The 24,436-nt window shown below is 62.2% G+C and carries 22 protein-coding genes and 1 tRNA gene; 15 read left to right on the forward strand and 8 right to left on the reverse strand.

Features of this window, described 5'->3' with window-relative positions; all coding sequences use genetic code 11:
• Nucleotide 1 precedes the first annotated feature (1 nt).
• Entirely contained in the window at nucleotides 2–472 is a 471-nt protein-coding gene (locus LPB73_RS08205; protein WP_231080266.1) for a (2Fe-2S)-binding protein, read from the reverse strand.
• A 210-nt stretch (nucleotides 473–682) separates the two neighbouring features.
• On the opposite strand from LPB73_RS08205, the gene LPB73_RS08210 reads away from it, so the two are divergent.
• From LPB73_RS08210 to LPB73_RS08220, 3 genes are all read left to right on the forward strand, one after another.
• Nucleotides 683–1,585: a LysR family transcriptional regulator gene (locus tag LPB73_RS08210; RefSeq protein ID WP_231080267.1), complete on the forward strand. Its 903-nt coding sequence runs from the start codon at nucleotides 683–685 to the stop codon at nucleotides 1,583–1,585.
• A 263-nt stretch (nucleotides 1,586–1,848) separates the two neighbouring features.
• Nucleotides 1,849–2,976: a serine hydrolase domain-containing protein gene (locus LPB73_RS08215; RefSeq protein ID WP_231080268.1), complete on the forward strand. Its 1,128-nt coding sequence runs from the start codon at nucleotides 1,849–1,851 to the stop codon at nucleotides 2,974–2,976.
• Nucleotides 2,977–3,485: 509 nt separating this feature from the next.
• Nucleotides 3,486–3,653: a hypothetical protein gene (locus tag LPB73_RS08220; protein ID WP_158596884.1), complete on the forward strand. Its 168-nt coding sequence runs from the start codon at nucleotides 3,486–3,488 to the stop codon at nucleotides 3,651–3,653.
• Nucleotides 3,654–3,683: 30 nt separating this feature from the next.
• Here the strand turns inward: LPB73_RS08220 and LPB73_RS08225 are convergent, their stop codons facing one another.
• The gene (locus tag LPB73_RS08225; protein WP_414716904.1) at nucleotides 3,684–4,298 is read right to left on the reverse strand and encodes a hypothetical protein; all 615 of its coding nucleotides are present in this window, start codon (nucleotides 4,296–4,298) and stop codon (nucleotides 3,684–3,686) included.
• Between the two features lie 196 nt (nucleotides 4,299–4,494).
• Between LPB73_RS08225 and LPB73_RS08230 the strand changes: the two genes are divergently transcribed.
• Nucleotides 4,495–4,728, forward strand: a complete 234-nt coding sequence (locus LPB73_RS08230; RefSeq protein ID WP_231080270.1) for a hypothetical protein — start codon at nucleotides 4,495–4,497, stop codon at nucleotides 4,726–4,728.
• Nucleotides 4,729–4,842: 114 nt separating this feature from the next.
• Here the strand turns inward: LPB73_RS08230 and LPB73_RS08235 are convergent, their stop codons facing one another.
• The gene (locus LPB73_RS08235; RefSeq protein ID WP_231080271.1) at nucleotides 4,843–5,574 is read right to left on the reverse strand and encodes a YkgJ family cysteine cluster protein; all 732 of its coding nucleotides are present in this window, start codon (nucleotides 5,572–5,574) and stop codon (nucleotides 4,843–4,845) included.
• Between the two features lie 85 nt (nucleotides 5,575–5,659).
• Entirely contained in the window at nucleotides 5,660–6,331 is a 672-nt protein-coding gene (locus LPB73_RS08240; protein ID WP_231080272.1) for a TetR/AcrR family transcriptional regulator, read from the reverse strand.
• A gap of 269 nt (nucleotides 6,332–6,600) precedes the next feature.
• Between LPB73_RS08240 and LPB73_RS08245 the strand changes: the two genes are divergently transcribed.
• The 5 genes from LPB73_RS08245 to LPB73_RS08265 all read left to right on the forward strand — a co-directional run bounded on the left by LPB73_RS08245 (nucleotide 6,601) and on the right by LPB73_RS08265 (nucleotide 12,386).
• Nucleotides 6,601–7,836: an acyl-CoA dehydrogenase family protein gene (locus tag LPB73_RS08245; RefSeq protein ID WP_120293126.1), complete on the forward strand. Its 1,236-nt coding sequence runs from the start codon at nucleotides 6,601–6,603 to the stop codon at nucleotides 7,834–7,836.
• 22 nt (nucleotides 7,837–7,858) lie between these two features.
• A complete protein-coding gene (locus LPB73_RS08250) occupies nucleotides 7,859–8,920 on the forward strand; it encodes a phosphotransferase family protein (RefSeq protein WP_068731551.1) in 1,062 nt (353 codons plus the stop codon).
• Nucleotides 8,921–9,039: 119 nt separating this feature from the next.
• Nucleotides 9,040–9,951, forward strand: coding sequence for a DMT family transporter (locus LPB73_RS08255; RefSeq protein ID WP_231080273.1), 912 nt, complete (start codon nucleotides 9,040–9,042; stop codon nucleotides 9,949–9,951).
• A gap of 162 nt (nucleotides 9,952–10,113) precedes the next feature.
• Complete coding sequence (locus LPB73_RS08260; RefSeq protein WP_256461283.1) at nucleotides 10,114–11,025, forward strand: DMT family transporter; 912 nt, start codon at nucleotides 10,114–10,116, stop codon at nucleotides 11,023–11,025.
• Between the two features lie 119 nt (nucleotides 11,026–11,144).
• A complete protein-coding gene (locus LPB73_RS08265; protein WP_231080275.1) occupies nucleotides 11,145–12,386 on the forward strand; it encodes an MFS transporter in 1,242 nt (413 codons plus the stop codon).
• Between the two features lie 29 nt (nucleotides 12,387–12,415).
• On the opposite strand, the gene LPB73_RS08270 is transcribed toward LPB73_RS08265, so the two are convergent.
• Nucleotides 12,416–13,201, reverse strand: a complete 786-nt coding sequence (locus LPB73_RS08270; protein ID WP_120293134.1) for an SDR family NAD(P)-dependent oxidoreductase — start codon at nucleotides 13,199–13,201, stop codon at nucleotides 12,416–12,418.
• Nucleotides 13,202–13,336: 135 nt separating this feature from the next.
• Here LPB73_RS08270 and LPB73_RS08275 point away from each other — a divergent pair, with 135 nt between their 5' ends.
• Nucleotides 13,337–14,074, forward strand: a complete 738-nt coding sequence (locus tag LPB73_RS08275) for a histidine phosphatase family protein (protein ID WP_231080276.1) — start codon at nucleotides 13,337–13,339, stop codon at nucleotides 14,072–14,074.
• 42 nt (nucleotides 14,075–14,116) lie between these two features.
• Nucleotides 14,117–14,884 carry an SDR family NAD(P)-dependent oxidoreductase gene (locus LPB73_RS08280; RefSeq protein WP_231080277.1) on the forward strand — a complete coding sequence of 256 codons (768 nt, stop codon included), beginning with the start codon at nucleotides 14,117–14,119 and terminating at the stop codon, nucleotides 14,882–14,884.
• Nucleotides 14,885–15,061: 177 nt separating this feature from the next.
• On the opposite strand, the gene LPB73_RS08285 is transcribed toward LPB73_RS08280, so the two are convergent.
• On the reverse strand, nucleotides 15,062–16,285 hold the full coding sequence (locus tag LPB73_RS08285; RefSeq protein ID WP_231080278.1) for a serine hydrolase domain-containing protein: 1,224 nt from the start codon (nucleotides 16,283–16,285) through the stop codon (nucleotides 15,062–15,064).
• A 174-nt stretch (nucleotides 16,286–16,459) separates the two neighbouring features.
• On the opposite strand from LPB73_RS08285, the gene tuf reads away from it, so the two are divergent.
• The 3 genes from tuf to LPB73_RS08300 all read left to right on the forward strand — a co-directional run bounded on the left by tuf (nucleotide 16,460) and on the right by LPB73_RS08300 (nucleotide 20,024).
• A complete protein-coding gene (gene tuf / locus LPB73_RS08290) occupies nucleotides 16,460–17,650 on the forward strand; it encodes an elongation factor Tu (RefSeq protein WP_184517871.1) in 1,191 nt (396 codons plus the stop codon).
• A 382-nt stretch (nucleotides 17,651–18,032) separates the two neighbouring features.
• Nucleotides 18,033–18,108 (forward strand) — tRNA-Trp (locus LPB73_RS08295).
• Nucleotides 18,109–18,551: 443 nt separating this feature from the next.
• Complete coding sequence (locus LPB73_RS08300) at nucleotides 18,552–20,024, forward strand: ArnT family glycosyltransferase (protein WP_231080279.1); 1,473 nt, start codon at nucleotides 18,552–18,554, stop codon at nucleotides 20,022–20,024.
• Between the two features lie 305 nt (nucleotides 20,025–20,329).
• Here LPB73_RS08300 and LPB73_RS29200 read toward each other — a convergent pair whose 3' ends face one another.
• A complete protein-coding gene (locus tag LPB73_RS29200) occupies nucleotides 20,330–20,455 on the reverse strand; it encodes a hypothetical protein (protein ID WP_349768806.1) in 126 nt (41 codons plus the stop codon).
• A gap of 121 nt (nucleotides 20,456–20,576) precedes the next feature.
• Nucleotides 20,577–21,728, reverse strand: coding sequence for a GGDEF domain-containing protein (locus LPB73_RS08310; protein ID WP_231080280.1), 1,152 nt, complete (start codon nucleotides 21,726–21,728; stop codon nucleotides 20,577–20,579).
• Nucleotides 21,729–22,052: 324 nt separating this feature from the next.
• Here LPB73_RS08310 and LPB73_RS08315 point away from each other — a divergent pair, with 324 nt between their 5' ends.
• Entirely contained in the window at nucleotides 22,053–24,209 is a 2,157-nt protein-coding gene (locus tag LPB73_RS08315) for a hypothetical protein (protein ID WP_231080281.1), read from the forward strand.
• Nucleotides 24,210–24,436: the final 227 nt, after the last annotated feature.

The following is a 24,436-nucleotide window of genomic DNA, read 5'->3' on the forward strand; positions in this document are numbered from 1 at the left end:
TTCAGGCAATCGTGCGGGCGGCGTCGGCCACGGCGGTGCGGATGCGGGTATAGGTTCCGCAGCGGCAGATGTTGCCGTCCATGGCCGCGTCGATTTCGGCCGTCGTCGGCGGCTTGCCGCGGGGCTGCGATTTGAGGAAGGCGATCGCGCTCATGATCTGGCCACTTTGGCAGTAGCCGCACTGCGCCACGTCGTGCTTGACCCATGCTGCATGCACGGCGGCACCGACGCGGTCGGTGCCATTGGTCGCGGCTTCGATGGTGGTGAGCTTCTTGCCCTCGGCTTCGGAAATCGGCGTGATGCAGGCGCGGACGGCCTGGTCGTCCAGATGCACCGTGCAGGCACCGCACTGGGCAGCGCCGCAGCCGAACTTTGTGCCTGTCAACCCGATCATGTCGCGCAACGCCCAAAGCAGGGGCATCGCGGGATCGGCATCGATCGCGAACTCGCGGTTGTTCACAACAAGCTTCATACGTCTGCTCCTTGCGGGCTGTTTGTCTCGAGGGGTGTTGAACAGGGGCGATTTCTTGAGCCCGAAATGCCGACGTTCCGGACCTTCGGATGGTCCGCATCGGCCTTCGTCCGGACCGGTCCATTCGGGCGCGCTGATGACCAGATAGCACTGGCCGCCGATATCGATTAGCCGCTATAATCCGCTAGGGCTTATGTATCTGGTGCATAAATGAAACGAGACGATCTGTACGACCTGGCCGCCTTCGCGGTCGTCGCGGGGCAGGGCAGCTTTACCCGCGCGGCGGCCGAACTCGGCATGTCCCAGTCGGCGTTGAGCCACGCCATGAAGTCGCTGGAGGCGCGGCTCGGGGTGCGGCTGCTGTCGCGGACCACGCGCTCGGTGTCGACGACCGAAGCGGGCGAGACCATGCTTCGCTCGTTGCGGCCGGCACTGGAGGACATCGCCTCCGGGGTGGATGCGGTCGGCGCTTTGCGCGGGAAACCATCCGGCACTGTCCGCCTCACGGCGACCAAACATGCGGTCTCGACGGTCGTGATGCCCGTGCTGCCACGCTTCCTTGCGGCGCATCCCGACATAAGGGTGGACATGCTCGTCGAAGACAGTCTGACCGACATCGTCGCGGAACGCATCGACGCCGGCATTCGCTTCGGCGACATCGTCGAAAAGGATATGGTCGCGGTTCGGATCGGTCCGGACATCCGGATGGCCGTCGTCGGCGCGCCGTCGTATTTCGCGGACCATAAGGTGCCCCGAACGCCGCGCGAACTCGCGGGCCATCGTTGCATCAACTACCGCCGCATCAGGGCGGGTGGGCTTTACGCCTGGGACTTTGAGGACAAGGGGCGGCCATTCCAGGTTCGCGTTGAAGGTCCCCTCGCATTCAACAACGGCGACCTGATCCGCGAGGCAGCCCTGGCGGGTCATGGCATCGCCTACGCCTACGATGATGAGGTGGCGGCTGATATCAAGGCCGGGCGGCTCAAGCGGATTCTGGAGAAGTGGTGCCCGACCTTCCCGGGCTACTATCTCTATCACCCCAGTCGGCGACAGACGCCGCCCGCACTTTCTGCACTCATCGCAGCGCTTCGCTACAACCCTCGATCCGGATGAGCCGCGTTTTGCGGGGGGCGCACCACGCGTACACGGTAAAGTACTTTGTTGTTTAGGCCGTTATTCCATTCGTCATTTGAAGAGCTGAGCGAGCGTAGCCTGCATGCGACATGCTGGCGGGTTCGTCGGCAAAAACCCGGATATCGCTGCGTTCATCCGCACTACGCATGCTCCCCAAGATCACTCGCGCCGCCGTCGCTTGCCGCCGCCTCCCTTCCGGTCAATAACCGTCGCCTGTAGTCCAAAGCGAGCTTGATATCCCCATGACAGAGACACGTTATTTCCCGGCCGGCGGAAGCGCTTGGGACAAGGTCGATCCGCAACAGGCCGGCTACGCGCCGGACAAGCTCGCCGCAGCCGTGGCCTTCGCGCAGGCCAATGAAACGCCGTGGCCGCGTGGCTTCTATTACGACGACGGCCGCTACGCGCCGAATGTGGACTGGAATGAAACCGGGCCATGGAGCGCGGTGCTGGGTCCCGTGCGTGAGCGCGGCGGGTCGGCGGGCCTAGTGCTGCAGAATGGTCGCATGCTGGCGTCGTGGGGCGAGATCGCGCGGGCGGACATGACCTTCTCCATCGCCAAGAGCTATCTCGCCGTGCTGACGGGACTAGCTGTTGATGACGGGCTGATCGGGGATATCGACGAGCAGGTAGCCAAGCGCGTGCCCGGGCCGCTGTTTGCGGATGTGCATAACGCCAGGGTTACCTGGCGGCATCTGCTGGAGCAGACCAGCGAATGGCGCGGCGAGTTGTTCGGCAAGCCGGACCAGATCGATCACAACCGTCTGGTCGCGCCAAATGCGGACAACAGCCGCAAGGGCGAGCTGCGCGAGTGGCAAACGCCGGGCAGCTTCTACGAATATAACGATGTCCGCGTGAACCTGCTGTCGCTCTGCCTTCTGCACCTGTTCAAGCACCCGCTGCCGGAGGTGCTGCGTGCGGGCATCATGGATCCGATCGGCGCGTCCGGGGAGTGGCGCTGGGTCGGCTATGACAATTCCTTTGTCGAGATCGACGGGCAGCGGATGCAGTCGGTGCCGGGCGGCGGCCATTGGGGCGGCGGCATGTTCATCGGCGCGGAGGACCATGCGCGCTTCGGCCTCTTGATGGCGCGGGGCGGCGAATGGAATGGCCAGCGGCTGCTGTCGCAGGCCTGGGTCGACGCGATGTGGGCGCCGTCGTCCCAGCAGCCGAATTACGGTTTCCTGTGGTGGCTGAACCGCGGGCCGCATGCCAACAAGAATGCGCCGGACACGGCGGTTTATGCGCTCGGCGCTGGCGGCAACATGATCTGGATCGATCGCGACGCCGACATGATCGCGGTGACGCGGTGGCTGCCCAGCGCGAAGGCGCCTGAGTTCATCCGGCAACTGATCGCGGCGCGGAGCTAGGACGCTTCGTTCGGACGTGGAGCTTTAAAGCTCGCACCTTGGCGGTGCCGCGCAAGGGAGGCAACGCAGGCGGGGCGTTGCGGGATAGCGCATTCTTCCGCTTCCGGATGAGCCGCTGCTCGGCTTCCGCGTCGCTTTATCTCAAGCCGATTCCGGTCGTGAGATAAACGGCGATCAGGAAGGCGCAACCTGCCAGTGGCAGGGCAATCAAACGTAAAATTTGTGCTTCCGAAATCATCTGAGGCACCTATGTCGGCAGCTTCGATGGGAAGATGGCAGTTTATGCTTAATGCGCGGTAAATAGCTCTCCGGCCAGTCGTTGCGTCCGGCATCGAGCAGGGCCCGTATCAACCCGTCATCTCGTCAAGCAAGGCCAGCGCCAGTCCCTTCTGCGCATCCGGCAACTGATCGCGGCGCGGATCTAGGACGCTCCCATTCAGAACGCAGACGTCGCCTCCCATGCAACGGATTGCACGGGGCCGCGTTGGCTTGCAAAGGGAGGCACCAGCATGAATGTTCGCAAGCCAGCTGAGCGGGCCCCGGAAGGTCCGGGCGAAAAGCCGGACCCGCTCACGATTCTCGGAGATCACCCCGCTCCGGAGGATCAGTTCGGCGGCGGCGACATCTGCTCGCCGGAGGCAGAGCCTCCGACCGACGACGACAAACCGCTCGACTGATCCCCCGGCGCAATGCGCGCTTCGCGCGGGCTACATCGGCGGCACGACGCCGTTGGTGCCGGCGACCACGTTGCCGGTGGTGAGCGTTCCGTCGTCCGCCTTCTGCGACGGCACGAACACTGTCATGCCCGGCTTCAGGTCACCTTGCGCGGCAGCCGCAAAGGTCACGACCGTGGTGTCATCCGCGACCGAGATGGTCTTTTCCTTGCCGTGGAAGGTCACAGTGACGTTGCGGCCGTCGACGTCCTTGACGGCGTTGGTGACGGTGGCGTTGGTCATGGTGCTGTTCGGCTTCAGATCCCAGGGATAGCTGCCTTCGCCGGTGCCCTTCATGCCCGCCGGGAAGATCAGGACCTCGAGGGCGCCGTCGCCGCCGCGGGATTTGGGCAGCGAGGCGATGCCGACGAAGTCGCCGGGCTTGATGTCGTTGAGCGACGCCTTGGCGACGCCGGTGACCTTCCAGTTGTCGTTCAGCTTGATCGCCGTCGAATTGCCCTCGCGGGTTTTGACCGTCAGTTTCGCGCCGTCGACACTCTCGACCGTGCCGCGCACGCGAACCGTCTCGGCTGCGCTTGCGGCGGAAATGCTGGCTGCACTCAGCAGGGCAATGCCCAGCCCGGTGATTACAGCAGAAAACGCTCTCATATTTCGTCCTTTCACGTAACGCTCTGGCTTGGTGCCGATAGCGTTACGTTCGGGGATCGCGATGATTACGTAGGCGAGGATCACGGTGCGGTGATCGGGAACACTGGTGCGCTCCCGCAGCCTCATTCCATGTGCCATGTGATTGTCGGAACGATTTTGCCTTGCTCTGCTTGCTCAGGTCGGAGAGGTTCGAACAATGAACATTATTTCGAAGAAGGCTGCGCTGCTCGTCCTGGCTGCCGTTGCTGAACTCGCGCTCGCTGACGCGGCATCTGCCCGAGGCGGTGGCAGCAGCTTCATGAACTCGCCGGGCTATCAGCGCCGGCTGCAGGAATCGCGCGGCTACGTCACAAACCAATCGGGCTCACTCGTGTCGCAGCCGGCTGCGCCTGCGCCAGTCCAGCACTCACGCAAATCGCGGCGCCGATAGCCGGTGGCGGGGAGGGCGTCAGCCCCTGGATATGAACGTAGAGTCGCGCGACGAAGGGACGGAAATACTCATCGATCATGTCGGCTGTTGATCGTGAGCGAAGTCGCGCATGCGCTATGACGATCCGGTATGGCGCTTCGCTTCCGGCGCAGGCTCAGCGATGGTTCCCATCTCATCCAGCAAAGCCTGCGCCAGTCCCTTCTGCGCATCTGGCAGGCCGCGATTGCGCGCGGCCTGCTCCAGCGCGAAGGTCGCTTCCATGTGAATGCGGAAATGCGCGGCGTTCTGCTCGACGCCGGTGCCCTCGGGCACATCGCCGAACACCACGTCGTGGCAGCGTGCCACTGAACGTGACGTGAAGGCGCGGCAGGTCAGCGGGCGGACCTCATAGACCGTGCAGCGATTGTCGGCACCGAGCAGCGCGCAGCGCATGCGAAGTTTCATGACGTCGGCGGCATCGCGTGCGGCAGCCGCGGCGACTTCGAGGCGGGTGCGGAGTGCCGCCTGTTCGTCCCGCGTGAAATGCGCAGCGATATGTTGCGCCATCACCGTCGCGGTACCGGGCGGCACTTGGACATAGAGATGACAGCAGGCGGCGCAGCCGCTGGTGCAGGCATTGCCGGGCTGGTTCGGGATGTTGTCGCGAATGGCTGTCGTGGCGGCGTCCGCAATGGCGGTCGCATCGCGTGCGGCGTCCGCGATGCTGTTCGCCTGTTCGAAGGCGACGCCATAGGCGGCGCGCAGATTGCCGAAGATGCCTTCATAGCGGCCGGACAGCGAGCGCATCAGCGTGCCCACTTCCGCGATATTGTCCGACACGAAGTCGATGGCGTCCTGTGCGCTCATGCTGGGGTCCCGATCCGCTCCCGTCCTACGCCGCGAATCGGCGGGACGTCACCAGCAATCTGCAGCGGGAACCGGGCTTTACCGTTCAGGCGCGCGCTTTCGCTTTGGCCGGTTCCTTCAGCGCCGCCTTGGCCGGCTTCCCCGTCAGCGCCATGACCGCGACCGCGACCACGCGGTCGGTGATCGCCTGCACATCGTTGAGGTCGCACAGCCCGTCGGACATGCGCGTCAGGCGTTCGCTGTCGCGGATGGTCTGGTGCGCCATGGCCAGCGCAAAATGCAGCGCCCAGAAGATATCCGCGGGGTCCTGATCGGGCAGGGACCGGCGCATCGCCGCGGCGAAGCGCTTGAGGTGATCGACCTCGCGGTTCTTGATCTTGCGGATCGGCGGCACGGATTCGATCGAGGCGCGGATCATGAAGCGCGCGGCGTCCGAGCGCTGTTTCTCGGGGCCGAGGCAGCCGCGCAGCGTCGGGCCGACCAGGGCGGCGAAGATCGCATGGATGTCGGCGCGGCCGTCGCCGGCTTCCTCCGCCGCCTTCAATTCGCGCAGGCGCTCGCGATTGGTGGCGAGGCTGCGCGTCACGAACAGTTCGGCGATCAACTCGTCCTTGCTGCCGAAATGATAATTCACCGCCGCGAGATTGACGTCCGCCGCGGCCACGATGTCGCGCATGGTCACATCCGCAAAGCCGCGTTCGGCATAGAGCCGTTCGGCTGCGGTGATGATCGCCGTCCGTGTGTGGTCTGCTGCCATGCGATCGTCCTGATCAAAACGGTCCTTTTGCAACATGGCCCCATGCAAGTGGCGCGGATCGGGGTCATTGCATTTCAAACGCGTGTATGAAACTATCGTTTGAGCGTCGGGAAATGTCAATGTGCGCCTGATGGCATATTGCATCTGCTCAACGCCATCGCCCCCGCGCGGATCTGTGCCGCATCAGCAGAGACAAATTTGCTCTTGCGGTGATCCAGCGACGGGACAACAGTGCCGCCAACAATTCTAAAAAACGCGAGGATCGCCCCATGGATTTCAATATGTCGGACCGCCAGCGCGAATGGCTCGAGCGCGTGTCCTCCTTCATGACCAAGCATGTCCGCCCCGCCGTGCCGATCTATCGTCAGCAGGACGAAGCGGGCGAGCGCTGGAAGGTGATCCCGATCGTCGAGGACTTGAAGAAGAAGGCGAAGGCCGAAGGCCTGTGGAACATGTTCATGCCGCCGTCGTCGCATGAAGACGACGAATTCCACGGCGCGGGACTGAGCAATCTGGAATATGCGCTGCTCGCCGAACAGATGGGCCATATCGGCTGGGCCTCGGAAGTGTTCAACTGCTCGGCACCTGACACCGGCAATATGGAAGTGTTCATGCGCTATGGCTCGAAAGAGCATAAGCAGAAGTGGCTGAAGCCGCTGATGAACGGCGAGATCCGCTCCGCCTTCCTGATGACCGAGCCGGATGTCGCGTCGTCGGACGCGACCAATATCGAGACCTCGATCAAGCGCGACGGCGACGAATACGTCATCAACGGCACCAAGTGGTGGTCGTCGGGCATGGGCGATCCGCGCTGCGCCGTGATGATCGTGATGGGCAAGACCGATCCGAGCGCGGCGAAGCATCAGCAGCAGTCGCAGATCCTGGTGCCGCGCGATGCCAAGGGTGTGACAATCGAGAAGATGCTGCCGGTGTTCGGCTTCGACGATGCGCCGCACGGCCATGCGCGGGTGAAGCTGGACAATGTCCGCGTTCCCGCCAGCAACATCCTGCTCGGCGAAGGCCGCGGCTTCGAGATCGCGCAGGGCCGTCTCGGTCCCGGCCGTATCCATCACTGCATGCGCACCATCGGCAAGGCCGAGGAAGCGCTGGAGAAGATGGTGCGCCGTCTGTCGTCGCGCACCGCCTTCGGCAAGAAGATCATCGAATATTCGATCTGGGAGCAGCGCATCGCTGAAGCCCGTACCGATATCGAGATGAACCGTCTGCTCTGCCTCAAGGCCGCCGACATGATGGACAAGGTCGGCAACAAGACCGCCCAGCTCGAAATCGCGATGATCAAGGTCTCCGGCCCGAATATGGCGCTGAAGATCATCGACAATGCGATCCAGGCTTACGGCGCCGCCGGCGTGTCCGATGATGCGGGTCTCGCCCGTGACTATGCGTCGATGCGCACCATGCGTCTCGCTGACGGTCCGGACGAGGTGCACAACCGTGCCATTGCGCGGCTCGAACTGCGCAAGTATGCCAATGAGGCAAAGCACTAAGAAACGCTAAGCGGAGACTGACGTGACCGATGGTGTGAAGCGCGACGACGAGTATAACGGCACGAGGCCAGTGGAGGAGCGGCATCGCTTCGACGAGATGAGCCTCGAAGCCTGGATGCGCGAGCATGTGGAAGGCTATGAGGGGCCGCTGACCGTCCTGCAGTTCAAGGGCGGACAGTCCAACCCGACCTATCGGCTGAATACGCCGAAGCAATCCTACGTGATGCGGCGCAAGCCGTTCGGCAAGCTTCTGCCATCGGCGCACGCCGTCGATCGCGAATACAAGGTGATTGCGGCATTGGGTAAGCAGGGCTTCCCGGTCGCCAAGGCCTACGCACTCTGCACCGATGACAATGTCATCGGTTCGGCGTTCTACATCATGTCGATGGAAGACGGCCGGATATTTTGGGATCCGGCGCTGCCAACGGTGCCGAAGGAAGATCGCCGCGCGATCTTCACGGCGAAGATCGAGACGCTGGCGCAACTGCACAGCTACGATCCCGAGAAAATCGGGCTCGGCGATTTCGGCCGTCCCGGCAATTACTTTTCGCGTCAGGTCGATCGCTGGACCAAGCAGTACCGCGCCTCGGAGACGCAGCTCATTCCGGAAATGGAACGGCTGATCGAATGGTTGCCGACCTCCGTGCCGGAGCAGGAGCGGGTGTCGGTGGTGCATGGCGACTATCGCATCGACAACATGGTGTTCCATACGACGCAGCCGAAGGTGCAGGCGGTGCTCGACTGGGAGTTGTCGACATTGGGCGATCCGATGGCCGACTTCACCTATCTTTTGATGCAGTGGATCATGCCGGGCCTCGACGGGCTCGACTTCAAGGCGCTCAACATCCCGACCATGGACGAGGCCGCCAAGATCTATTGCGACAAGGCCGGCCGCAAGAGCGTGCCGGATCTGAACTGGTACTATTGCTACAACCTGTTCCGGCTCACCGGCATTCTGCAGGGCATTGCCGGTCGTGTTCGCGATGGCACCGCGTCGTCAGCCAAGGCGATGGAGTCTGCCAAGCGCACCGTGCCGCTGGCGCAGGCGTCGTGGAAATACGCGCAGCTCGCGGGCGCGAAATAAACGATTGAAGAGGCGCGACCGACTGGGGATCGCGCCTCTTTCATGATCGCTTCAGAGATGCCCCGCTAAGAGGGCCGGCCGCAGCAAGTGCTGCTGCGTCGATCGACCTGGAAACGCACTTGTCTCTCTCTCCCAGTCTTCGCGGCAGCGTGCTGATGGCCATAGCCATGGCCGGCTTCAGCCTCAACGACGCGCTCACGAAATTCCTGACGCTGCACATGAACTTCGGCCAGGTGATGCTGGTGCGCGGTCTGTTCGCCGTCGTGCTGATCGGCGCGCTCGCCACCCAGCGGAAGGCCCTGCGTCCGCTGCGCATCCTGTTCGTGCCGTCTGTGGCGCTGCGCGTATTCGGCGAGATCGGCGGCACCGTGACTTTTCTGGCGTCGCTCGCACATCTGCCCCTTGCGAACGTATCGTCGATCTTTCAATCACTGCCACTCGCGATCACGCTCGGTGCGGCACTCATCTTCGGTGAGCAGGTGGGCTGGCGGCGCTGGCTGGCGATCGCTGCGGGCTTCGTCGGCGTTCTCATTGTGGTCCGGCCCGGCGTGGAGGGCTTCAACCAGTTTTCGCTGCTGGCGTTGTTGTCGGTCGCGTTCTGTACCGTGCGCGATCTCGCGACCAAGCGCATTCCGGCCGAAATCCCTTCACTGTTCGTCACGTTATTGACCACGATCGTTGTGACGATCGTTGGCGCCATCCTGCTCGTTCCGCTCGGTGGCTGGACGCCGCCCTCGAACCGGTCGCTCGGCCTGCTGGCGCTTGCCGCTGTGCTGGTGCTGATTGGATATCAGTGCGTGATCCTGGCGCTGCGCGCCGGCGATATCTCCGCTGTTGCGCCGTTCCGGTACTCGCAACTGCTGTGGGCCATGTTGCTTGGCTACCTCGTGTTCGGCGATGTGCCGGACGGCCCGATGGTTCTCGGCGCGTCGGTTATCGTGCTGTCCGGTATTTATGCATTTCATCGCGAGCGTGTTCGCAACCGGTTGCCGGCGGCCAGTGCGCCGAGCATGCCGCCGGATGGGTTGTAGGCTTGGCGCCGGGCCATCAGTCCGGCGCGCAGTGAATGGCAGGGACGCGTGAGCCATCTGGCTCGCACGTCCGTCTTCGTGCACACGAGGCGCAATCATTTGGCCTGAGTCTTGCTCTGTTCGGAGCCTGTCCGCTCTGACCGTAACTCACCCAGGATCGTCTTGCCTCTCTCTCCCAATCTGCGCGGCAGCCTGCTGATGGCTGTGTCCATGGCAACTTTCAGCGTCAACGACGCGATCGCCAAATTTCTGACCGTGCAGATGCATTTCAGCCAGGTCATGATGCTGCGCGGGCTGTTCGCCAGCGTCATGATCGGTGCGCTGACGGTGCATCAGGGCGCGCTACGGCCGCTGCGGCTGCTGTTCGTGCCGTCGGTGGCGCTGCGCATCTCCGGGGAGATCGGCGGCTCGGCGCTGTTCCTGGTCGCGGTGAGCGCGCTGCCGCTCGCCAATGTGACCGCCATCGTTCAATCGCTGCCGCTGGTGATGACCTGCGGCGCGGTGCTGATCCTGGGCGAGCCGGTGGGGTGGCGCCGATGGCTGGCGATTGCCGCCGGCTTTGTCGGCGTGCTGATCATCGTGCGGCCGGGCGCCGAGGGGTTCAGCCAGTTCACGCTGGTGGCGCTGCTGTCGGTGTTGTTCTACGCCACGCGCGATCTCGTCACCAAACGCATCCCGGCCGAAATTCCCACGCTGTTCGTGACCTTTCTCACCGCCGTTGCGGTGACCCTGGCTGGGGCAGTGTTCACCCTGCTGCACGGGGACTGGACTGCGCTATCGTTTTATTCGCTCGCTTTGCTGGCGCTGGCGGCAGTGATGACGCTGATCGGATTCCAGTGCGTCATCCTCGCGCTGCGCGTCGGCGATGTCTCGTCGGTCGCGCCGATGCGTTATTCGCAGATGCTCTACGCGATGCTGCTGGGCTATCTGGTCTTCGGTGATGTGCCCGACGCCATGATGGTGCTCGGCGCGAGCGTGATCGTGCTGTCCGGCATCTACACGTTCCACCGCGAGCGCGTCCGCGACCGTTTGCTGGCGACGAATTCGTCGAACGCTCCGCCTGACGGATTGTAACTGTCTGCGTTATTTCTTGACCGCGCGCCGATACGCCGCGATGGCATGGCGCCGCAATCATAGGTAGCGTTCTATGGGGACGCATTGAGCGCGGCGGTGGGGAAATGCAAACGCATGCGATGGCCGAGACCGATCCGGCTGACGAGACGTCGTTGCGCTATATGGGCTGGCGGATTGTTGCCGCCCTGTTTCTGGTCCAGATCTCGATCTTCGGTTTCGGCCTGTACGGGCAGGGCATCTATGTCGCCGAACTCCGCCGCCTCAACGATTGGCCGACCGGGCTAATCGCAACGGGAAGTACGCTCTGTCTCGTACTGGGCTCCCTGCTATCGATGTTCGTCAGCGATCTGTTGCGCTGGATCGGGCCGCGCCGTCTGGTCCTTGTGGGCGTCGCCGCGCTTGCGACAGGTCTTGTATTGCTGGCATCGGCGGACTCCCTGCTGCATCTCTATGCGGGCTTTGTCGTGCTCGCGCTGGCCTGGGTCGGCCTCGGGACGATCACCGCTGCGGCGATCGTCGGTGCGTGGTTCGACCGCAAGCGCGGCCTGGCGATCAGTCTCACCTTCACCGGGGCGACGTTCAGTGGCATCTTGTTGATGCCCGGTCTGGTCCTGCTGGTCGAAGCGACCGGATTTCGTCACGCGCTGGATATCGCCGCCGCCGTGTTGGCGATCGTGCTCGTGCCGGTCGTGGCAATCATGGTTCGATTCCCGCGCGCAGGGGAACGGCGGATTGCCGAAGCTGTACATGCGGCTCCGCCGTTGTCACGTGCAGACCTCCTGCGCGATCCCGGCTTCTGGAGCTTGACCGCACCATTCACGTTCGCAATCCTGGTGCAGGTTGCGTTCATCGTGCATCAGATATCGATCCTGACGCCGGTAATCGGATTTCAGTCGGCGGGCGGTGCGGTCTCGCTCACAACGGCCATGTCGCTGGTCGGGCGCATTACGCTTGGTCTCGTTGCCGACCGCGTCGACCCACGCCGCGCTGCCGCGGTATCGATCCTCAGCCAGGCTGCGGCACTGAGCGTATTGGGATTATCGACCAGCACGACCGGGCTATACCTTGCCTGCGCGGTGTTCGGCTTTTCGATGGGCAATCTGATCACGCTGCCGGCGCTAATCGTTCAGCGCGAATTCCCGTCGAACGCGTTCAGCGTGGTGCTCGGGCTGTCCATCGGGATTGCCGGCGTGATCAATGCCTGTGGGCCGGCAACCATGGGGCTTCTGCGCGACCTTACGGGCGGCTACGCGACACCGATTTTCATCGGCGTCGCCATTCAGGTGGCCTCGGCGCTTGCTGTGCTGGCCGCCCCGCGGGCGACGAACGCAGCAGTTGTTCTGGATCGCAGGATGAGTTGAGCGAAGCCAAACCCATCCCGCATTCCGTCTTAGATTGGTTTGCCCGCGTAAGGCATCGAGGCCGTGAGGCCGCCGTCCACCGGGATCGCCTGGCCATTCACATAGGACGCTTCGTCGCTCGCCAGAAACAATCCCATCGCCGCGAGTTCATGCGGCTGGCCGGCGCGCTTCAGCGGATTGAGCTGGCCGATCTTGCCCTGCGTGCCGCGCTCCTTGGCATTGTCGAAGATCGGCTTGGTCATGCCGGTCTCGATCAGGCCGGGGCACACCGCATTGATGCGCACGCCGGTGCCGGAGAGCGAATAGGCCGTGGTCTGCACCAGGCTGATGACGCCGGCCTTGCTCGACGCATAGGGATGGCCGGAGGCGCCGGACTTCAGGCCTGCGACAGAGGCGGTGAGGACGATGGAGCCGTGCCCCTGTTTCACCATATGCGGCATGGAATGCTTGATTGCGAGGAACGGCCCGATCAGATTGATGCGCAGGATCTCCTGCCATTGCTCGACGGTCTGCTCCAGCAGCGGCACGAGGCCGCCTGATATGCCGGCATTGGCCCAGATCGCGTCGAGCTTGCCGTATTTTGAAAGCGCCTTTTCGACATAGGCTTTCACATCGCTCTCGGAACCGGCATCCGCCGTGATCGCTTCAATGGTGCCGCCGGCATCGCTCACAAGTTTGGCGGTCTCATGCACGCTCTCGCTGCGGTCGACGATGATGAGCTTGGCGCCTTCCAGCGAGAACAATTGCGCTGCGGCGCGGCCGATGCCGCTGCCTGCGCCGGTGATGATGACGGATTTGCCTGCGAGGCGGCCCATAACTCTCTCCCTGTATGTTTTTTGTGCGGCGTGCCGCCATATGGAATTCAATGATGCGTGCCAAGCTGCGAAGATGCTTGAGGCGCTTCGCGCTCTGACGTAGGACGGATGAAACAGTATTGAAGGGTGGTCACGATGTCCAACGCCGAGAAACCGTTCGTGGCGCAGCATACAGTCCCTCAAGGTGTGACGGCGACGCGGTGGTGGTGGGTGCGACACGCCCCGGTGCGGAGTGACGGCGGCAACATCTACGGCCAGAAGGACATGGACTGCGACTGCAGCGACCGCGTGGTGTTCGATGCGGTCGGCAAGATCCTGCCACGCAATGCCGTCTGGGTCGCCAGCAATCTCAAGCGCACGCATCAGACGGCGAGTGCGATCTGGGCCGCAGGATTTCCGAAGCCCGACGCGATGCCGCATGAAGCGGATTTCGCCGAACAGCATCTCGGCGACTGGCAGGGCATGAACCGCGCCGCGTTCTTCGCCAGCCGTCCCATCAATGTCGGCAGCTACTGGTTCGCGCCCATCGATGAACCGTCGCCGAATGGCGAAAGCTTCATGGACCTCTACAACCGCGTGCGCCGTGGCATCGAGCGCATCAATGTCGAGAACGCCGGCAAGGATATTATTGCAGTGGCGCATGGCGGCACGATCAAGGCGGCCATCGGTCTTGCGCTCAACGATCAGCCGGATCGCGGTCTCGCTTTCACCATCGACAACTGCTCGGTGACGCGGCTCGATCATCTCGCCAGCGACGGCCACAGTGGCTGGCGCATCCCGATGGTCAACCAGCAGCCCTGGATCGCCGATCCGTCGCATGCAGCGATGCATCAGCCGGCGGGGCCGGAAGTGACACCGACGAAACTGGCGTAAATCAAAAACAACCGGCTCATGCCGGATCAAGGGGAGAGAGACATGAACCTGTTCGACATGACCGGAAAAACCGCCGTCATCACCGGCTCGACGCGTGGCATTGGCCGCGCCATTGCCGAGCGCATGGCGGAGCACGGCGCCAAGGTGGTGATCTCGTCGCGCAAGCAGGATGTTTGCGACGAGGTGGCGAAGGAGATCAACGCGCAGTTCGGCGCGGGGACGGCGGTGGCCATCGCCGCGAACATCTCCAGCAAGGAGAACCTGCAGAACCTCGTCGACGAGAGCAAGAAGGCGTTCGGCAAGATCGACGTGCTGGTGTGTAACGCCGCATCGAATCCGTATTACGGGCCGCTGGCCGGCATTTCCGACGATCAGTTCCGCAAGATTCTCGACAACAACATCGTCGCCAACAACTGGCTGACCAGCATGGTCGTGCCGGACATGATCGAACGCAAGGACGGCTCGGTGATCATCGTGTCGTCGATCGGCGGGTTGAAAGGCTCGACGATCCTGGGCGCCTATGCGATCTCGAAAGCGGCTGACATGCAGCTCGCGCGCAATCTCGCCTGCGAATACGGCAAGTTCAATGTCCGTGTGAACTGCATCGCGCCCGGCCTCATCAAGACCGACTTTGCGAAAGCGCTGTGGGACAATCCGGAGAACCTCAAGGCCTCCACCGCACGCTCGCCGCTGCTGCGCATCGGCATCCCCGATGAGATCGCGGGCGCCGCGGTGTTCCTCGGATCGACAGCCGGGAATTTCATGACCGGCCAGACCATGGTGATCGACGGCGGGGCTACGATTAGTTGACGGGCCGCAGGCCCGTCATTCCGGGGCGGGACCGGCGCCGAAGGCGGCGGGACTGAGCCCGGAATCTCGAAGTGATGAACACATCGGGATTCCGGGTCTGAGCTTCAGTCGGCTATGCCGACTTGCGCTCATCCTCAGTCACTCCAATTGGAGTGGCGGGGAATGACGACTACGTCGTCACTCCACCGCCGCGTAGACCAGGCTCCGGATCAGCGTCCTGAAATACTCCCGCTGGCCGGGGCCCTGCGACATGAACACCGCGAACAGCTCTTCCTGCGGATCGATCCAGAAGAACGTGCCGGCGACGCCGCTCCAGAAGAATTGCCCTTTCGATCCTGCGTAAGGTGCCAGCCCATCGTCGGTGCGCACCGCGAAGCCGAGCCCGAAGCCGTGGCCGGGCGGTACGAGATGTGTTTCCAGCTTCACGCTGGGCGTCAGATGGTTAGACGCCATCAGGTGCAGTGTGCGGCTGCCGATCACGCGGTTGCTGTCCAGCGTGCCGCCGTTGAGCAGCATCTGGCAGAAGCGCGCATAGTCCATGGTCTTTGATACCAGTCCGCCGCCGCCGGATTCCATCTTCGGAATTTCGAGCGGATCGAACAGCGCGATTTTCTCGCCGGTCCAGGGATCGGTGGGGAAGGGGTGCGCGATGCGATCCTTGTTGGATGTCGCGGTGTGGAATCCGGTCTCGGCCATCTGCAGCGGCGCCAGAATGTTGTCGGTGAGATAGTTGCCCAGCGACTTGCCGGACACGACCTCGATGACGCGGCCGAGAATATCCGTGGAGCGGCTGTAATTCCATTCGGTGCCGGGCTGGCAGATCAGCGGCAGACCCGCGACGATCTTGGCATGTTCTTCATTGGTGATGTCGCGATTGCGCAGATTCGACTTCTGGTACATCCGCTGCACCATGCCGTTGCCGGTGATCTCATAGGAGATGCCCGACGTGTGCCGCAGCAGGTCCTGGATCGTGATCGGGCGCAGCGGCAGCGCCAGTTCGAGCGCGCCGTTGCGCTCGACGCCGACCTTGGTGTCGGCGAATGCGGGGATGTATTTGGCGAGGGGGTCGTTGAGCAGGATATGGCCGTTCTCGACCAGCTGCATGATGCCCAATGACACGATCGGCTTGGTCATCGAGAAGATGCGGAACAGACTATCGCGCGACATCGCAGTCCCGCCGTCTGGAGTCTGCTTGCCGAAGGCCTCGAAATAGCCGATCTGGCCGCGGCGGGAGACCAGCATGGTGACGCCCGGCGTGGTGCCCTTGTCGATCTCGCGCTTGAACGCGTCCGACATGATTTGAAGACGGTTTGATGACAATCCCAGCGTTTCCGGCCGGGCCTGCGGCAGCTCGGGGGTCTCGAGGGAAATGGCGTGTTTTGCGGCAGTTTGGGCGTTCATGGGGGCTCCCGATAGTGCTTTGATTGATCTTGTCATTTGCCGGCTTACATAGGGGGCTCGCCGGCATGGTTGGACGAGCTTGGCCCAGAAGTTCGGGCTTGAACAGGGCCGTTTTCCCTTGTAACCAGCCGCCGGTTTGGTGCTGCGCACGGGCGTGGCTTAACAGGTGGATCTATGGCCAAAGCAAAATTTGAACGTAACAAGCCGCACTGCAATATTGGTACGATCGGTCACGTTGACCACGGCAAGACGTCGCTGACGGCGGCGATCACGAAGGTGCTGGCAGAGACGGGCGGTGCCACGTTCACCGCTTACGACCAGATCGACAAGGCGCCCGAGGAAAAGGCCCGCGGCATCACCATTTCGACCGCTCACGTCGAATACGAGACCGCCAACCGCCACTACGCCCACGTCGATTGCCCCGGCCACGCCGACTATGTGAAGAACATGATCACCGGCGCCGCGCAGATGGACGGTGGCATCCTGGTCGTGTCGGCCGCTGACGGCCCGATGCCGCAGACCCGCGAGCACATCCTGCTCGCCCGCCAGGTCGGCGTTCCCGCGCTGGTCGTGTTCCTGAACAAGTGCGACATGGTCGACGATCCGGAACTGCTCGAGCTCGTGGAAATGGAAGTCCGCGAACTTCTCTCGAAGTACGACTTCCCGGGCGATGATATTCCGATCATCAAGGGTTCGGCGCTGGCCGCTCTCGAAAACTCGGATCAGAAGCTCGGTCACGACGCCATTCTCGAACTGATGAAGAATGTCGACAGCTACATCCCGCAGCCGGAGCGTCCGGTTGACCAGCCGTTCCTGATGCCGGTGGAAGACGTGTTCTCGATCTCGGGCCGTGGTACGGTCGTGACCGGCCGCGTCGAGCGCGGCATCGTCAAGGTCGGTGAGGAAATCGAAATCGTCGGCATCCGCGCCACGCAGAAGACGATCTGCACCGGCGTTGAAATGTTCCGCAAGCTGCTCGATCAGGGCCAGGCCGGCGACAACATCGGCGCGCTGCTGCGCGGCACCAAGCGTGAAGACGTCGAGCGCGGCCAGGTGCTGTGCAAGCCGGGTTCGGTGAAGCCGCACACCAAGTTCAAGGCCGAGGCTTACATCCTCACCAAGGAAGAGGGTGGCCGTCACACGCCGTTCTTCACCAACTACCGTCCGCAGTTCTACTTCCGCACCACCGACGTGACCGGTGTTGTGCATCTGCCGGAAGGCACCGAAATGGTGATGCCGGGCGACAACATCGCCATGGAAGTGCACCTGATCGTGCCGATCGCGATGGAAGAAAAGCTGCGCTTCGCCATCCGTGAAGGCGGCCGCACCGTCGGTGCAGGCGTCGTCGCTAGCATCATCGAGTAATGTGGCTGCGAGCGCTCGTTTCTGTGCTCGCATTCACGGTATTATCCGCGTGGCCGATGTCCGTTGGCCACGCGGCATGCCCCGAACGCCCTGCTTGTGAGGGCTGCGGGTGCAAGGGCGGTCCCGGCTATCGAGGGCCGGACCAAAAATGCGTCGGCTTCAAAAATCTCGACAAGGTCTGCGGCAACCCGCCGACACGTTGCGTCTTTGAAAACGCCCCCGGTACTGGCCTGAATCGTGAATGCGCGATGCCAGCCAAACGGTTGCCGGCAGATGCCGCAAAATAATCGGGTTTAAGGGGTGGTGTTCGCTTCGCCTCTTGCAAATCAGGCGTCGCATATGCTTCAAACGGCGCGGAAATGACGGTGCGCCGTTTTCCTGTAGGGGTGTAGCTCAGTTGGTAGAGTACCGGTCTCCAAAACCGGTTGTCGTAGGTTCGAGCCCTACCGCCCCTGCCATTTAAGTACTTGAATAGTAACATAAATATTTCTCGTCCGGCGTTCTGTCGCTCAAGGTTTGACAGGTTCATAGACCCGGTTTGACAGTTTTCGTTTTCCGTTTGTCCCATTCCGCCTCAAGAGATCTGACCACGCCACGCATCTTCGGCTTGAGGTCGGCTCCTTTGGCATAGTGCCTGGCCATCTCAATGGTGGCCTCTCCAAGAGCGTCGGCAATGGTTCGCCCGTCGTAGCTGATCCCCGCAGGATGACCGCCACGTGTGCCGGAGGCCGCGCAGCGTGATCCCTGGGCCGATCAGGCCATCGCCTTCACCTTTGGGACCCGCCCGCCACAAGAGCAGCGACGGTCGTGAACTATTGTAATTAGGCGCACCAGCCGTAACGAAGCCTTGCCCGCGACCTCTGGTTGTGTTTGACGTGCCACGTAGGGCATGGGGATATCAATGACCGGTGATAGCGCGAGCCGGATTCAATTCTGGCACCAAGTTTTTCGACCGGGCCAGTGGATGCTGGCGAAGGCTAGATCGCTCGATAATTCCCCGTGGCCATTGCTTTGGGTCGCCGGCTTGTTTCTCGTCCAAGCAATCCCGGCAACTATCATCCGAGCGTCCAATCTCGAGGAAGGTCGCATCATTGCCCTAGCGCGCGGCGCCGCTGAAGATGGCCACTGGATCACGCCATTCATCTATGGCGAGCGCTTCCCTGAACGTCCCGTTCTTCTTTCATGGATTACCGGCTTGGTCGGTGAGGCAACCGGTGGAGTTACCTTGTGGTCGCTACGCATTCCTCACTTAGCGTTCTTTCTTGCCGGCGCATTCTTGGTCTACCTACTGGTCAAAACGCAGGCCGGCAAGGCCGCAGCGATATTCGGTGCCTTCAGCTGGATCTCGATGCCTCTCGTTGCCCCAAAGTTCATCAATGCAGAGCCCGAGATCGTCCTCTCTGTGCTGCTGTTCGCGGCCTTCTATGTTTGGTGGATCGGCACCAGCAAAGAGTCTATGAATGTCTCGCGGTGGCTGAGCGTCGCAGTTCTGGTAGCGTTGGCAGGGCTGACTAAAGGCCCTCAACCGGCCGCTTATTTTGGGCTCGGTGTAGGCGTCTATTTACTGCTTAAAGATCGAAAGCAGATTCCTGCATTCCTCATAACCAACCTGCTTGCTGGTTTGGTCATCGCAGCATGGTATTTCGCCGTGCATCAGCAGAAGGGCGATATAGATCTGTGGCTAGCGCACTCGCGCCTTAAAGTCGTCGTTGAGCTTGACTGGTGGCACGACCATACTGACTTTCTGAAAAGCATCATTGTCGAAACTCTGCCGGCCTCGATACTGATCGTACCCTCAGTCACAATCGTTTTACGTCAACGTCGGCGGCCGAAACACGATCTCTTGTTAGCCGCTCTATGCTACTCGACCGTCACAACTATCGTTCTCTTGCTTTGGCCCGGCGGCGTATCAGCTCGCTACGCAATGCCTGCGACCATGACGCTTGCGGTCATATGTGGATTGACCTTCGAACAATGGCGAGACCATCAAGCGCGGGTTGTCGTTTGCGCCTTTCTTATCACCTACCTGATCTATGGTGGGCTGATTATTCGAGGCTGGATAATAATGCCCTTTTGGCCTCATCTTTTTCAGCAAAGTCAGATTGCGGGAAGGACTATCGCTGCTGCTGTGCCGTCACAGCAGCTTTTGTATGTAATCGGACACACCACGGATCCGAATATGTTGGTGTATGTGAGGGCGCCGATCTCCGCCGTAACATTAGACCATCTCGCCACCATCCAAGCACCTGCATGGGCGGTTCTTTTGCCCCATGAAAGAGACCACCTTGCACAAAAGCATTTGTTACTGGATATCGGGGAAGCTCGGTTTGCAAGAACGACCTTTAAGATAGTCCGAATATTGCCTTCCGGCTAATCGGCAGCGACACCTGCCCCACTGGCCATAGAGCACGGTTCCGATGGGCGTTGCAGGGCTTGTGACGCTACTGCCGTCAATCTTGCTGATCGTCAGCACCAGCCAATTGCGACACCCGAGATAGATTGCCTCGACGCCGATCGCAGCCGTAGAGTCCCGCTGCGCAGGCAGAATCAGCGATGTTGCGTTGTATAACAAAGTCGCAGCGCCGCCGAGCATGAGCGTCTTGCGCGCACCGACAACGCATGCCGAGCCAAACGAGGTGATCGTCGACGAACCACCGATCATCTGGACGGCGGATGCAACTACAATCCGGATCGTAGCGCCGGCGCCACGTTCCAGACCTTGCCGTGCACAAGCTTCGTGGTGATCGGTGCCGCGCAATCGCGCGATGCCGCACTGGCAACGGCGTCGGCGGAATTGAAGTTCATCAGCGGCATCTTGCTGGCCGCAACGTTCGAAGGCGAGTTCTCGTGCGTGACGCGCAGCTACGCCGGCAAGGGTGTGGTGCGCTACGCGTGGTGGGTCGTTGCAGGCTGGCGGCGGTGCGCGTCAGCTGAACTGCCGCTTTTGCGGGGCTGCCACCACGCGGTCGCGGCCGGTATCCTTGGCTCTGTAGAGCGCAAGGTCGGCGCGCGCCAAAATGTCTTCCGGCGTATCGTTGGGCCTGATGGCGCTGATCCCGGCGGATATCGTCAGAGTCAGATCCTGCGCAATCGCTGACCAGTTCAGTTCCGTGATCAGGCCGCGCAATCGATCCAGCGTCTGGATCGCAAGATCAATGTCGGTGTCCGGCAGGATCAGTAGAAACTCCTCGCCGCCCTGACGGCCGAACCTGTCGATGGTGCGGATATTGGCGAAGACCGAGATGGCGAAGGCGCGCAGCACTTCATCACCCACCGGATGTCCAAAATGATCATTGATCTTCTTGAAGTGATCGAGGTCGATGATCGCGATGCAGCAGGTTGTGGCGTTGCGCTGGGCCTTGGCGATCTCGTCGTTCAGGCACTTCATGATGTAGCGCCGGTTCAATGCGCCGGTGAGCTCGTCGAGTTGCGCCAGTTCCTCGATCCGCACATTGGCAGCCGCGAGGTCGTTGCTGCGACGATACAGCAGTTCGCGCATCGAGCTGCCGTAGAGGCCGGCGCTGGCGCAGCGGCCAAGCGCGCTGACGAAACAGGCCAGCGCCAGAGCGCGCTCGGTCGCGGTGGCCATGGGAATGCCGATCGGCTTGTCCGTCATCAGAAAAAGCAGTGCGAGGCCCAGCGTTGCGGTGGACCAGACGATGCCGGTCTGGCGCGCACTCATGCGGAGTGCAGCGAAGCCGAGCACGACGAAAATGATGGAGATGAAGTAGAAGCCGATCTGCGGCACGAGATAGATCGCGCCGATTTGGACGATGATGCTGACGATGGAGAGAGGGACCGTGAGGTAGGGGTCCTTGAAACGGTCGTTGACCTGGATCTCCGAGAGATAGGCAGCAATGCCGACCACAGTGAGCCTGATGGCCAGATACACGACCCCCGTCGCCACGGTGGTCACGCCGATCATGGCGTAGAGCAGCAGGATCGCAGCATCGATCAGATAGCTCGACGCCTGCGCGATATAGGCGGTCCGGCGCCGCGCGATCCGCAATGCCGAATCCTTGCGGAGGTCCCTCGTGGAGGCGTCGGTTCCCTCGGACAGGGTGGTGATGCTGGTCATTCGCTGATGCCCGTCGCATTGCCGATCAAACAAGCAATCTGCCGATCAAAGCATTTAGGTCTGCTAATACATCCACTTACCGGAGTATCTGGGTAGCTTCTCGCGTTTTAGTCTGGCCGCGGGGTTAATGGAATCTGACCATCCGCGGGGCAATTTGCTCAATAGGCTGATGGCCATGTCCGACATCGGCTTTGCCAATCATGCGCGATTGTGCTGCTCCCCGCGTTTGCGTTGCGTTGCGTCCCTGCGGCGTGCGGTCGCGGCGATGAACCTGGCTTGCCGCGCGCGCGACACACCCGTTGGGAATTCAGCCGGAAGTCGAGAATGAAATTACTTGTGACGTTCGTCGTGGGGGCCACGACGTTGCTGGTGTCGTCCTTTGGACATTTGTCATTGAGTCATGGCGCTCATGCCGCCGATCTGCTCTGGCAGGTGGAAAGTCCATTTCGCTTCTTCAAGAATGCCGCATCCTTCGCGATGTATGAGCGCGGCTATCCCGCTGCGCGCAATGAATTGCTGCTGCCGCCCGCCGATGTGGTGTGGCGCACCGAGCGGCGGCTGAACGATCCCGATTGCCGCGACATGACCAGCCCGACCAGTTGCGCCGACACCGCGCGGGCGCGCTACGATCGCTCGCGTCTCGGCTGGGCGTCGCAGACCGTCGACGCCGTCTGCTACGACAGCCGGCAGGGCCGCTATCTCGCGAGTTGCGACCGGCGTTATTCGTGGGGCACGGCCAAGGAAGATTACGTACTGCCGGATGCGCATACTGTGCTGATCCGGCTGTCGCCCGAGCGCATTGCCGAAGCCGGCGCGTATGATTGCGTCTGGAGCTGGACGCCGCGGCGGCCGGGCAGCAGGACCGAGACCACAACGCAGTCCTGCGCGACGCCGCTCAAGATCACGCGTCTGCCTTATGCCGTCGATCGCAATCTGTCCGGTGCATCGGTCCAGGTCAAATTGCCCGACGGTCGAACGTTGAACGACCCGCAGGTCGTCGTTGAGGATCTGTTCATCGTGGCGCTCGGCGATTCCTTTGCCTCGGGCGAGAGCAATCCAGACGTTCCGGTGACATTCAGCGCTGTGCGCGAGATGGTCTACGATCCAACCCTGATGCGCGAGGAGATGGCGACGCGCAGCACCAGCAAATCTCTGCAGAAATTGACCCCCGCTGCCCCGGCAGGAAGTTTCGACTACAAGAACCTGCCACGGCGCAAGCTCGCCGACGAGGAGCAGGAGCTTTATTTCCCGCTCGCATCGGCGCAGTTCGACAAGGCGTTCAATGCCGCCAATCCGCGCTGGCTCAGTCCCGATTGCCACCGCTCGCAATACGGCTATCCGTTTCGCGTCGGCCTGCAGCTCAGTCTGGAAAATCCGCACCGGTCGATCACGCTGGTCAGCCTGGCCTGTACCGGCTCCGAGGTGACCGAAGGTCTGTTCCTCGAGAAGAAGGCGCGTGAGGGCGCGGGCAACGCGATGGTGCGTTCGCAGCTCGATCAACTCGCCGATCTCATCTGCAAAAGCCCCGCGGGCCGCACGCAGCGTGCGACCTACAATCTGCCGACCTATGCCAGCGGCAGCGTGCAGGTCGCCAATATGCCGGTGACAAAATCCTGGTGTGCGCCGAATGAGCGCAAGCGTCCGATCGACACACTGCTGCTGTCGATCGGCGGCAACGATGTCGGCTTCTCGCCGCTGATGGTCTATGCGATGACCGAATCCGCCGGCGATCTCGCACCGATCGCGAACCTGCTCGGCAAGCAGATCCGGTTCTCGCCGCAAGTTTCGCGCGCTTACATGGAGCAGCTCGACGAGCGCATGGTGGCGCTCCGCGATGCCTTGCGCGACGGTTTTGGCGTGGCGCCCGCGAAGGTCCTGCAGACGGCTTACGAGCCGATCCAGTTCGACGAGACGGGCGCGCTGTGCGGCGCGCAGCCGACGCTCGGCCTCGACGTCCACAAGAAGCTGGTGCTGTCGCGCGAACGGCTGGCCGAGACGGTGAGCTTTCTGAACGATTTCTTCGCCCGGACCGCCTGCATCACCAACGGGCGGGGCGGGGGCTGCCCGGCGCTGGCCACCGGCGCCGGAACCGGCTTCCAGCTCATCACCGATCACCAGAGCGAATTTGCCAAACGCGGGCTCTGTGCGCGCGATCCGAAGCGGCCGCAGGCGGACGGCGAGGCGATGGCGATGCCGCGACGCTGGATCGGCAAGGAGGAGTTTACGCCGTATTCCCCGGCGGCCTATCTGCCCTATGCGTCCCGCTGGCGCCTGTTCCGGACTCCCAATGACGCGTTTCTGACCGCAAACGTCCATTCGCCGGGCTTTACCCAGTTCGACATCCTGCAGCCGGTCTATGCGGCCATGTATAGCGGCGCGGTGCACCCGACCGCGGAGGGCCACGCCATCGTCGCCGATCATGTCGTCCGGCACGTCCGTGCGGCGGTCGGCAAACCGTCGCCGGGGGTGGGCGGACGCTGATCCAGGTGGTATCCGGTGGCGGGAAGGGTTCCCGCCGGTCCGGCCCGGATACCTTGACCTTTGGTCCGGTCCGAAGTAGGAAGCTGCACTCGCTGTCGGCCCGGTGACCGGATATCCGACGCGGCAAATCCCCGAACGAACGAGCCCGCTTGGCGGCTCATCCTTGAATAAAGGGTTGGGCGCAAGAGGGCTGTTCGGATTCTGAAACCAATTCAATCGTCTCACGA

Source organism: Tardiphaga sp. 37S4 (assembly GCF_021044645.1).
Lineage (GTDB): Bacteria > Pseudomonadota > Alphaproteobacteria > Rhizobiales > Xanthobacteraceae > Tardiphaga > Tardiphaga robiniae.